Genomic DNA, 10962 nt, shown 5'->3' with positions numbered 1-10962 from the left:
CATGGATACTTTGAAAAACGCCCACTACGGCCGCAATCCGCGCAGCATTCTGGCGCTCTGCATCGTAACAATCGGGCTAATTGGCCTACTTGGCTACGGTATTCACTGGGGCATCGTCGCGGTGCTGTCGTTCTTTGTGATCCCCACCCTCGTCGATGTGGCTTTCAACCCGGTTGCGACTTTTGAACTGGATGACAACGGCATACGCTGGAAAAACGCCACCCAGGAGGCGGAGCTAGGCTTCCATCAAATCAAATCGGTGCATGTTGCAACCCGTTTGGGCGTGGCCTTCCGCATCACCCTGATCATGTATGATGAGGCTAAGGTTCGGATTCCTCAAGATGTTTTGCCACCGCGCGCCGATCTCGAAGCCGCGTTAGAACACCATAACATCCCTCTTAAGCGGGATCGCCTGCGCCTGATCTGAGTAACGAATTTGACCACAATTGGGCAGCCCGTGACCGCATGATTTCAACTTGGCGCCCTTTTTTGGCCTGAATACACACCCATAGTCTGTTCGGTGACAGGAACGGAGCTATGATGAAACTGTTTTCCAGAGATCGAGCCAAATCCCAGGGTGTGTCGGCCACGTCAGCATTGGCAGCGCCGGCTTTGCGCCGTTTGGGACAAGCGATGGCGATGCCGCGCAAATCCGCCGCGTCCGATCTGGCCCAAGACGGAAAAAACACGTTCCGCGACCTCTTAAGTCGCCTAGAAATTCCAATCAACGCCTCCACACCGGATCAAATCGAAAGCGAACAAATTCGGGATCACGGGCAGTTCCTAGCCCGTCAGGAACGCTGGGACGAGCTTGAGGAATTGATCCGGACGCACGACCAGAACCGCGCCACGACCGCCACCGGCACACCGCTGGCGGAGCTCATGCTGTTTGGCGCCCGCTCCGATGTGGTCCGCGCCGCCGAACACGCTTTGCTGCATGGACGTCCGGCGGAAGGGGCTGATTTCTTTTCTGGAATCGAAGCCCTCGAGAGTCTTATCGAAGAGTATCCAAAGAGCTACCCCATGGCACTGGTGGTAGCACATATGCACATCGACATCGGCTGGGCTTGGCGCGGCGCGGCTGCCAAGGATGATGTGCGCGACGTAAATCGCGACGCCTTCCAGGCCCACTTTGACCGGGCGGCCGACATTTTGAAACAATACTGCCCGAAACAGTATTTCTCCCCAGCTCTATCCGCCGCCCGCTGCGCCCTCCTGCCCGGCTCCGCCCAACCGCTCAACACACTGTGTGCCGAGTTTGAATCGCTGATTCAACTGGACCCGCTGAATCCGCGCCACATGCGTGCCTTAGGCAATTACCTCCTGCCGCGCTGGTACGGGGATTTTTCACAACTCGACCTGCAAGCCCGTAGAATCGCGGCACAAACCTATGACATTTGGGGCGCTGGCGCCTACGCTTGGGTCTGGTTTGACGCCTTGTTGGTGGACCCAAACGGCCTTGAAATGATGGAGGTGGAATACTTCATCGATGGGGTTACGGATGCACTCGATCGTCGCGGCGACCAGCATTCGGCCAACCTCATGGCGGCGCACCTTTATCGCAGCTGGCAACACGCCCGTTCTCAATATGGTACGGATGGGCTGCGTGAAGACCTACCACCGGCCTTGCGGGCCGGGTTTGACATGGTGGTGCGAGAGCATTTGCGCGAGATTCACCCGCTGATTTGGGGGCACGCTGAGATCGGTTTTGAAAACACCTCCCGCGTGATTTCAAAAGAGCGCCTGTCCGCCAAAGGCCGCGATGTGGCTTTGCAAGCGGTGGCCATGCCGTTCATGGCGGGCCTACAGGCTGGGCAAACCGTACATTTCTCGCCAGACGGCATCACCCAAATCAACCCATAAGGCACCCGCCCTCTTGCTCCTTGTATCTGGCTGGCCTAGAACGCAGATCAGCCAGATATCTAAGGAGCGTGAGCGATGCTCGACCTGACATATGAAACCCCGAAGCCCAAAGTGATTGCGGGCGCCAAACATGACTGGGAGTTGGTCATTGGTATGGAGGTGCATGCTCAGGTGTCGTCCAACGCCAAGCTGTTCTCCGGCGCCTCCACCCAGTTTGGCGCCGAGCCAAACTCCAACGTTGCCTTCGTGGACAGCGCGATGCCTGGCATGTTGCCAGTCATCAACGAGTATTGCGTGGAGCAAGCGGTGCGTACCGGCCTCGGCTTGAAAGCCGAGATTCACCTGAAGTCCGCCTTTGACCGCAAGAACTACTTCTACCCGGATCTGCCGCAAGGTTACCAGATCTCCCAGCTCTACGAACCCATTGTGGGCGAAGGAGAAATTCTGGTCGACATGGGCCCAGGTGTGGCGCGTTTGGTGCGCATCGAGCGTATCCACCTCGAGCAGGACGCCGGTAAATCCGTGCACGACATGGACCCGAACATGTCCTTTGTTGACCTGAACCGCACCGGCGTGGCGCTGATGGAAATTGTGAGCCGTCCGGACATCCGCGGCCCGGAAGAAGCTGCGGCCTATGTGACCAAGATGCGTCAGATCCTGCGTTATCTCGGCACCTGCGACGGCAACATGCAAAACGGCAACCTGCGGGCTGACGTGAACGTGTCGATCTGCCGACCGGGACAGTACGAGAAATATATGGAAACACAGGACTTCTCGCATCTCGGCACCCGCTGTGAGATCAAGAACATGAACTCCATGCGCTTCATTCAGGCGGCGATCGAATATGAAGCCCGCCGCCAGATTGCGATTGTCGAAGCCGGTGGCGAAGTTGATCAAGAGACCCGTCTCTACGATCCGGACAAGAACGAAACCCGTTCGATGCGCTCCAAAGAAGAAGCGCATGACTATCGCTATTTCCCTTGTCCTGACCTGCTCCCACTGGAGATAGAACAAGGCTGGGTTGACGATATTGCCAAGGGTTTGCCGGAATTGCCGGATGAGAAAAAGGCCCGCTTTATCAATGACTACGGCGTGACCGAATATGATGCTTCTGTCCTGACCGCCGAGGTGGATCTGGCCAACTACTTTGAAGCCTCCGTCGGCAAAGGCGATGGCAAGAAGACGGCCAACTGGGTGATCAATGAAGTGCTGGGCCGCGCCAACAAGGCGGAAACTGCACCGCAGGATCTGGTGGCACCAGAGGCGAACGCATCCATTTTGGCGATGGTGGCCTCTGACGAGATCAGCACCAAAATCGCCAAGGAAGTGCTTGAGATTCATATCGAAACCAAGGACGACCCTGCCAAGATCGTGGAAGAAAAAGGCCTCAAGCAGGTGACTGACACTGGCGCGATTGAAGCCGCGCTAGACGAGATCATTGCAGCGAACCCGGCGCAGGTTGAGAAGGCCAAGCAAAACCCGAAACTGGCAGGTTGGTTTGTGGGTCAGGTGATGAAAGCCACCGGCGGCAAGGCCAACCCGAAGGCCGTTAACCAATTGGTGGCGCAGAAGCTGAACGGCTAATAGCCACGTCGGTATTGCGTCTGTATCACAGCTGTAACGCGTCGGTGTCAAAACCGGCGCGTTACGCGTTTTTGGCGTTAACGATTTGGCTTAGAACCGTGTCCGCAGGCCAAACATCACGGCCGTTTCACGGGCGCCCGGGATATGGCCGCGGTTCACGGCATGTGCCAGAGACAGCCCCAAATTGGTGCGCCGGGTGAGCGGACGCTCATAGCTCAGCGTCAAACGCATTTCCCGATCCGAGGGCGCCAGGTCAATGGGCACATTCTGGTGCGCCACCGCGCCAGCAGCGTTCACCACCGGCAGAGCCACCGAGGTTGTGCCCGAGGCAACGGCTGCGGGCATGGAGAACGACAGGCTAAGTTGGTCGTTGTGCGAGAAGGCGTGTTGATGGGCATAGGTCACCGCACCGCCATTCAACCAGACATCGGCAGACTGGCCCAATCCGGACGCCTCCTGCCCAAAAGCATAGCCCAGAGCAAATTTCAGCTGTGCATTGTCGGACACATCGGTGGACAGGGCCATGTCCAGAGACATCAAAGATGTATCGGTGCCGCCATTCCAATCCGACAACAAATCCATCGTGTCTTCGCCGAGGCCACCGCCAATCTGCAAGTTGGCACCGCCGAGATCGAAACTGCGGCGCAGACCAAGGCCAAAGCGATCCGAACCACCACTGCGGGAGCGATAGATCGACAGATCATACTCGCTGTCCAATAGCTGCATGGGCAGACCTGCCCGCGCGCCAAAGAAAGACGCGGAACCAAACTCCGGCGCGCGGTACTGATCAAAGTTGATTGCGTCATGCGCGCCAAACATCGGCGCCGCCTGGCGATGGGCCACCATCTGAGACGCGTCGATCATGAAAGACGCCGACAGAGAGTCCTTGCCCACCACATTCACGTTGCGCAGAGAGCGGGCCACCGCATCGCCACTGGCGGCACCGGCCACCGCAAGCGGCTCGTTGGTGTTGACCACCGTGCCGTTGCGCGTGGTCACAGTGGTGCGGCCAATTGGCAAAAGCGCCGCCGCCACATCCAGGAACCCATGGCCCCACTCTTCGCTGTAGGCATGCTCAAAACCTGGCACCAGCTCAACGGTGCCATCTTCACGGAAGCCGCTAAACTCGTTGTCCGCGGACGCCAGCAAGCGAATGCGCAGGTCTTGGTGTGACATGTCCGGAAACGCTTCCGCCAACAACGCCAAAGCCCCGGACACTGTGGGGGCCGCATAGGACGTGCCGGTGCCAAAAGAATAGCTGCTGTTGGAACTGGCGGTGGCGCCGGTCCAGCTGCCGTTTGCGGAAATGCACCAGGCCGCTGCTTCACCGCATCCCGCGGACACCCGTTCGGCAGACACCACGTCATCGCCGTTTAAGGTGGGCACGCCATTCACAACCGCCAACCAGCTGTTTTCCAGAGACGGTTCCAAAACCGGCAACCCGGCCATCAGCCCAACATTTGAGGCGTTGTAGTCGTTGGACACAGAGAACACGACAATGCCGTCATCGGCATAGGTGCGCAGCGCATCAAGGTAATCTCGCCCGGAAGACGATCCAAAAATGAAATTGTAGTCGGACCGCGTGGCGGTCATGCCCGAGTAGCCCCAGGAGTTGTTCAGCGCCACGGCCCCTGCCCGCGCCGCCGAATTGGCGGTTTCCGCCAGCTGAGCGTAGGTGTCAAAACTGCCAAAAATGGCATCTGCATTTGGTGCCACACCAATCATGTCATCGGACATGCCGGTTGCGATGGAGGCCACAAAGGTGCCGTGGTCATCCTGCGACATACCAGACCCGGTGGTGACATTTTTGCCGGAGAAAGCCTCATGACCCGGGCGGAACCCGCTGTCAGAGAAAGCGATGATCTGCCCTTCCCCTGTCAGCCCCGCAGCATGGGCATAGTGAATGCCGGAATGCTCAATTGGGTTGCCCACCAACCGTGTGTCCGTGCTGCTGTCAAAACGCCGGTTATTGTTGCGGTCCACGAATTGGTCGCCAGACGCGTTTTGCACCTGATACCGCACATTCCCGCTCAAGAGACGATTGGCCTGTGCCCGTACCCCGTCGAGACTGTCCAGAAAGGACGCAAGCAGCACCTGACTGTCGGTTTGCGGCAGCGAACTGTCTGCCGAGCTCCCGCCGGTATCTTTCACCGCAGGTGTGTCTTCCCCACCGCAGCCGGCCACCACGCCGGATATCAAAACCATAGCCGTCGAAAGACGTTTTCTGCGCCAATCCATCGTTCCACTCACCGTTGCCCACACTCATGGAAACGGTAGGTTGTGAACCTTAATCATTGCCTGAATCAGCCCCGGGAAAGCGCCTCGATTTTTGTGAAATACCCCGCTGATTTTGCTTAAAAATAAGGGATGTTTGCACGGACCTGTTGTGCAACTCCACACCTATGTGGCGCGTGCCCTCACGTCACAAAAACCCTCAAAGGTTGATCCTTTTTCCGGCCGCGGCCATACAGAAAAGGCAGCACTAGGAGGATTGCCATGACCGCCCCATTTGTATCCAAACCAATGGCCGTGGAAGAGCAGTGGCTGGACTTCAACGGCCACCTGAACATGGCCTACTACAACGTCCTGTTTGATCGCGGCGTGGACCAACTCGGCGCATTTCTCGGCTTTGGGCCCGAATATCGTGCGCGCACGGGTAACACGACCTTTTCTGCCGAATTTCACCTCTGCTATCTGCGCGAGCTGCATTTGGGAGATGAAGTCACGGCCAGCTTCCAACTGCTGGATTATGACGCCAAAAGCTTTCACTTCTATCAGGAGCTGATCCACGCCCACGGATGGGTTTCGGCAACTGGCGAAGGCGTGGGGCTGCACATCGACCAAAGCGGTCCGCGCGTCGCCCCCATGCCGGACGATATTCTCGGCAAGTTTGCAGAATTGTCGGACGCACACAGCGCCCTGCCCCGCCCGGAGCGTGTCGGCCGCGTGATGGGCATCCGGCACAAGTGAACAAACCGTCACAGCGCAGGTTTCCCGTTGTTCTCTGAAAAAACTGGACCTGAAGCCGTGTGCGTGGAACGATGCCAGGATCATGGCAGAGGTGATCGACATACTTCAGGAGCGCAAGGAACTGCCACAGTTTCTGGAGCGCGACGGTCTGATCGGCATTGAGCTGGGCGTTGCTGCGGGCTGGTACTCTCGCCGCCTGATGGAGACCGGTCTTTTCAAGGCGCTGTATGGAGTCGATGTCTACGGCGATCACCACAACACCAAGGAGTACATCAAAGCTCTCAAAAACGTCGGCATGGGAAACCCTTACTGGCTGCTGCGCATGAGGTTTGATGAGGCGCTGGACGCCTTTCCAGATGAGCATTTTGACTTTGTCTATATTGACGGCTACGCCCATACCGGTGAAGAGCGTGGCAAGACGATGTTTGACTGGTTCAGGAAAGTGAAAGTGGGCGGGATGATTGCCGGGCATGACTACCATGAGAAATGGCCGCTGGTTCAAATCTGCGTAGACGCCCTGAGCGACGCGCTGGAGCAACCGGTGATGCGGACGCAAAAGTCACAGACCCCCGACCCTCAGGGCAAATTCCCGAGCTGGGCCATGTTCAAAGAATCTGCGCAGGTGCCGGATTACCCGGAACACCTGCGCACCCTACCAAAGAGACTGCGCGGCTAGCGGCCGACAGAAAACGTATATTGGAACTATTGAATGACGTATGAATACAAGGTGGTCCCTGCCCCAACACGCGGGCAAAAGGCCAAAGGAATCAAAGCACCTGCAGACCGCTTCGCCAATGCGCTTGAAATCGAGATGAACCGCCTGGGTGCGGAGGGCTGGGAGTATTTGCGCGCAGACACGCTGCCACATGAGGAGCGCAGCGGGCTGACTGGCTCCAGCACCAGCTACCGCTCGGTTCTGGTGTTCCGCCGCACGAAGGTTGACGATGTGGCTGCGTTTCAGCCGGAAACGCTTGAGGCAACCAAAGTGGCAGAGCTGCCTGCGCCAAAAGAGGCAGAAGAGGCAGAGGCCCCCGGTACAGCAGAGCACGCGGATACGTCGCGCATCATGTCCTCCGAGCCTGTTGCCGAGCCAAAGCCTGACAGCCTGGTGCTCAAGGAAGAGGACAAGACCGGAACTTCCGCTGAGAAAGACCCAGACGAAGGGGAGTCTGTGGACGACGTGAACGTAGCCCTGAAAAAACGCGTGGAGACGCTGGAACAGTCCAAATAACGCGCTTTAGGCGGCGTCGATGTCCAGCGCCAGTGCGTGAATGCGCCCTACCAAATCCTTGCCCAGCGCGGCATGCACCGCGCGGTGCCGCGCCAAACGGTTCTGGCCTACAAAGGCCGCAGCGCGAATGCGCACGTTGAAATGGCTTTCCCCGCCAGCGGGCGCACCGGCATGGCCCGCATGGCTGGCGCTGTCGTCCACAACCTGCAGGTCAACGGGCGAAAAGGCCGCGGACAATTTGTCGTGAATTTCCTGCGCGACGCTCATAATTTTTATCTCCAGCCTCTTCAATCTGACGCCGGTTAGGGTAAACTCTCCGCTCCGAGTCGAATAGGTGCGCGTATGACAAAATCTGATCCCTTCGGTTTCGATATGTCGATTAAATCGGCCAAGAAGAAAAACCCGCGAGGACGCCGCGGCATGTCAGGAGCGTCAGAGACCTCCACCCGCGTCTGCGAACACGAAGGCTGCAACGAGCCAGGCGCCTACCGCGCCCCACGTGCGCCGGATGTGCTGGATGAATTCAAGTGGTTCTGCAAAGAGCACATCCGCGAATATAACTTGAAGTGGAACTTCTTTGACGGCAAGACCGAGGCCGAGCTGAACGCGCAGAACTCCAAGGACAAAGTCTGGGAGCGGGAAACGCGCAAGTTCACCGATCCGGAGGCCCGTGCCTGGGCCCGCCTTGGCATCGAAGATCCGCATCAGGTGCTTGGCGGCAATGCCACCCAGAACCCGGGCAAAGACGGCGGCGCGGCCAAGCGCCTGCCGCCGACGGAACGCCGTGCTATCGAGATTTTGGAAGCCAAGGACAGCTGGACCAAAGCCGAGGTGCGCAAGGCGTACAAAAAGCTCATCAAGGTGCTGCACCCCGATATGAACGGCGGCGACCGCAGCCAGGAAGACCAGTTGCAAGAGGTCATGTGGGCTTGGGATCAAATCAAAGAGAGCCGCAACTTCAAGTAAGGTGAATGTGGCAAGAGACGTGAGGCGTGACCGAAGGGTCGCGCCTTTTTCTTTGCGACGGAAAAATCCGCAAAAGCCGTTTGAGCTAGCACACCCCTTGGGTATCACTGAAATGTGAAGGCAGGCGCAATGCGGGAGCGGATCATGCGGCAACTGATTGAGTATCTCACGGCCCATCCCAAACGGCTCTACACCGTGGTGGCGGGTGCCGTGTTGCTGTTACCCGTGGCGCTGTGGCTCGACCTCAACAGCCTCTCTCACCACAACCTGCACCGGCAGGCCACCAGCCTGAACAAGCTGATGGATGATGTGCGTTCGTATTATGCAGAGAATGTTGTGGCGCGCGTGCAAACCGCCGAGGGCGCCCCTCAAGCGCGGCATGATTATCACGACATTCCCGGCGCTTTCCCGATCCCGGCCACCGCAGCAATCGAGCTATCCGGGCGGTTTTCCGAGATCCTGCCCGGTGTGAACTATCACTTTGTCTCGCAATACCCGTTTCAGGGGCGCGCGCCGCATGAGATGACGCCTTTTGAGATCAATGCAATGGCGCGGTTTTCCGATCCGGAAGAAACACGAGATCACATCATTCGCGAGTCTGGTGGTTTGCTGGATCACCGCATGACCTTGGCCGCGCCAGTATACATGCAGGAAACCTGTGTAGCGTGTCACAATACCCATCCCGACAGCGTCAAAACCGATTGGGAAGTTGGTGACGTGCGTGGGCTTCAAATTGTCGAGGTCCGCCAGCCTTTGACACTTGATCTCGCGTCCTTCAAATTCCTACTAAGCTACCTCTTGATCGCAGGCACCTTTGGCATCGCCTTTGCCAAACACCAGTTGCGATTGGCGGAGAAATTTGCAGCCGCGAACGATGAGCTGACAGAGAACAACTCTTTCCTCGCTGACGTGTCCCTGAAAATCTCCAAATACTTGGAACCACAGGTTTACCGCTCTATCTTTGAGGGCGAACGCGATGTGTCCATCAGCACCGAGCGTAAAAAGCTCACCGTGTTCTTCAGCGACATCAAGGATTTCACCGCCACTACTGAACGGATGCAGCCAGAGGAACTCACCAAACTTCTGAACGAGTACTTCACAGAAATGGGTGCCATCGCCCAAAAGCACGGCGCCACCATCGACAAGTTCATCGGCGACGCGATTGTCGCTTTCATTGGCGATCCAACCACACACGGCGTAACCGAAGATGCCCGTGCCTGTGTGCGCATGGCGTTGGAGATGCAGACCCGATTGGACGAGTTGGAAGTGCAATGGCGCGCGCGCGGCATCGAACACCCCTTCCGTGCCCGCATGGGCATCAACACCGGCTATTGCAACGTAGGCAACTTTGGCAGCGACACCCGCATGGACTACACCATCATCGGGGCGGAGGCGAACCTGGCCGCCCGTCTGGAAGGCATCGCAGAGCCCGGTGGGATTGTCATGAGCTATGAGACCTACGCCCACGCCAAAGATCTGGTGAACGCCGAAGCCCTGGCGCCGCAACACTTCAAAGGTATTTCCCGCGAGATCATCCCCTACCGCGTATTGCGCCACGGGGCCAATCGCCGGCCGGCCACAGCACGCGAAGAAGGCGAAAGCCTTGTGGTCGACATGCAGGGCATGGATGCGGACACCCGCGCCAAGATCGCCGCCGCTGTGCGGGACGCCTTGGACAAGACTTAAGCCGCGCGGCCCAAGCGATCCGGCAACAGGGCCACTTTGCGTGCCAAGTCAGAGGCCAGGCAAGCCGCGCTATAGCGCTCTTTCAGAAACGTCCCTTCCAGGAGGTCAGCATTCTGCGCCAGAAACGCCTCAGCGTCTTCTGAAGGTGTGGCGTGCATGGCTTCCGCTATGGCCGACATGTAGGCTTGCGTGACGGTGGCATGAAACTTCTCCGGCACACCAGCTGCGATGGTCAACCTCTTGAGCCCATCGGCAATGCGCTTGGAAGCGGTGAAAAAGTCGTCCTCGCGCAACGCTTCAAAGGCCACGGCAATATGGGCACGGTGATCAAAATCCTGTGGCGCCAATGTGCCCGCATCCAGCGCTGCCAAAACAACTCGGTAATCTGTCATGTTTCTGATCCTTCTTCTGTCAACTTGTGGGCGTCCTCTGCCGTCAAAGTCAGGTCGTAGACCTCCTTGAGCATCGCTGCCTTCGTCAATGTCGCCTCCGAAAACGGTGCCTTGCCCTCCAAGGCGTGCAACATCACGCCTTCGACCAACTCAGCCGCTGACATGTCCAGTTGTTCTGCCAAGGCCTTCATCACCTTGAGCAGCTGTTTCTCCAGCCGTAGTCCGGTTTGAACGCGTTCCACTCTCTTCATCGCGAATCCTTCACCTTGG

At 57.9% G+C, this 10962-nt stretch carries 12 protein-coding genes; 8 read left to right on the top strand and 4 right to left on the bottom strand.

Annotation, left to right across the window (positions count from 1 at the left end):
• Position 1: 1 nt before the first annotated feature.
• The 3 genes from SIB92_RS01900 to gatB all read left to right on the top strand — a co-directional run bounded on the left by SIB92_RS01900 (position 2) and on the right by gatB (position 3447).
• Positions 2–427 (top strand): hypothetical protein, encoded by a 426-nt coding sequence (locus tag SIB92_RS01900; protein ID WP_412554230.1) that lies wholly within the window; start codon positions 2–4, stop codon positions 425–427.
• A gap of 110 nt (positions 428–537) precedes the next feature.
• Entirely contained in the window at positions 538–1863 is a 1326-nt protein-coding gene (locus SIB92_RS01895) for a hypothetical protein (RefSeq protein WP_412554229.1), read from the top strand.
• A 75-nt stretch (positions 1864–1938) separates the two neighbouring features.
• Positions 1939–3447: an Asp-tRNA(Asn)/Glu-tRNA(Gln) amidotransferase subunit GatB gene (gene gatB / locus SIB92_RS01890; protein ID WP_412554228.1), complete on the top strand. Its 1509-nt coding sequence runs from the start codon at positions 1939–1941 to the stop codon at positions 3445–3447.
• Positions 3448–3537: 90 nt separating this feature from the next.
• Here the strand turns inward: gatB and SIB92_RS01885 are convergent, their stop codons facing one another.
• Positions 3538–5652 carry a S8 family peptidase gene (locus SIB92_RS01885; RefSeq protein WP_412554227.1) on the bottom strand — a complete coding sequence of 705 codons (2115 nt, stop codon included), beginning with the start codon at positions 5650–5652 and terminating at the stop codon, positions 3538–3540.
• A 291-nt stretch (positions 5653–5943) separates the two neighbouring features.
• Between SIB92_RS01885 and SIB92_RS01880 the strand changes: the two genes are divergently transcribed.
• The 3 genes from SIB92_RS01880 (at position 5944) to SIB92_RS01870 (ending at position 7648) form a co-directional block, all read left to right on the top strand.
• Positions 5944–6417, top strand: coding sequence for a thioesterase family protein (locus SIB92_RS01880; RefSeq protein WP_412554226.1), 474 nt, complete (start codon positions 5944–5946; stop codon positions 6415–6417).
• Between the two features lie 82 nt (positions 6418–6499).
• Positions 6500–7093, top strand: coding sequence for a class I SAM-dependent methyltransferase (locus tag SIB92_RS01875; protein WP_412554225.1), 594 nt, complete (start codon positions 6500–6502; stop codon positions 7091–7093).
• Positions 7094–7126: 33 nt separating this feature from the next.
• Positions 7127–7648: a DUF4177 domain-containing protein gene (locus SIB92_RS01870; RefSeq protein ID WP_412554224.1), complete on the top strand. Its 522-nt coding sequence runs from the start codon at positions 7127–7129 to the stop codon at positions 7646–7648.
• 6 nt (positions 7649–7654) lie between these two features.
• Here SIB92_RS01870 and SIB92_RS01865 read toward each other — a convergent pair whose 3' ends face one another.
• A complete protein-coding gene (locus SIB92_RS01865; RefSeq protein WP_412554223.1) occupies positions 7655–7915 on the bottom strand; it encodes a BolA family protein in 261 nt (86 codons plus the stop codon).
• A 75-nt stretch (positions 7916–7990) separates the two neighbouring features.
• Here SIB92_RS01865 and SIB92_RS01860 point away from each other — a divergent pair, with 75 nt between their 5' ends.
• Both SIB92_RS01860 and SIB92_RS01855 read left to right on the top strand, forming a co-directional pair.
• Complete coding sequence (locus SIB92_RS01860; protein ID WP_412554222.1) at positions 7991–8614, top strand: DnaJ domain-containing protein; 624 nt, start codon at positions 7991–7993, stop codon at positions 8612–8614.
• A gap of 144 nt (positions 8615–8758) precedes the next feature.
• On the top strand, positions 8759–10300 hold the full coding sequence (locus SIB92_RS01855) for an adenylate/guanylate cyclase domain-containing protein (RefSeq protein WP_412554221.1): 1542 nt from the start codon (positions 8759–8761) through the stop codon (positions 10298–10300).
• On the opposite strand, the gene SIB92_RS01850 is transcribed toward SIB92_RS01855, so the two are convergent.
• Both SIB92_RS01850 and SIB92_RS01845 read right to left on the bottom strand, forming a co-directional pair.
• Positions 10297–10692, bottom strand: coding sequence for a hypothetical protein (locus SIB92_RS01850; protein ID WP_412554220.1), 396 nt, complete (start codon positions 10690–10692; stop codon positions 10297–10299). The two genes, SIB92_RS01855 and SIB92_RS01850, sit on opposite strands and share 4 nt — an antisense overlap.
• The gene (locus SIB92_RS01845) at positions 10689–10943 is read right to left on the bottom strand and encodes a hypothetical protein (RefSeq protein WP_412554219.1); all 255 of its coding nucleotides are present in this window, start codon (positions 10941–10943) and stop codon (positions 10689–10691) included. Before SIB92_RS01845 ends, SIB92_RS01850 begins: the two co-directional genes overlap by 4 nt.
• Positions 10944–10962 lie beyond the last annotated feature (19 nt).

This window comes from Shimia sp. MIT1388 (assembly GCF_047124445.1).
In the GTDB taxonomy this organism is placed as follows: domain Bacteria; phylum Pseudomonadota; class Alphaproteobacteria; order Rhodobacterales; family Rhodobacteraceae; genus Shimia.
This window is presented reverse-complemented; position numbering and strand designations above follow the sequence as displayed.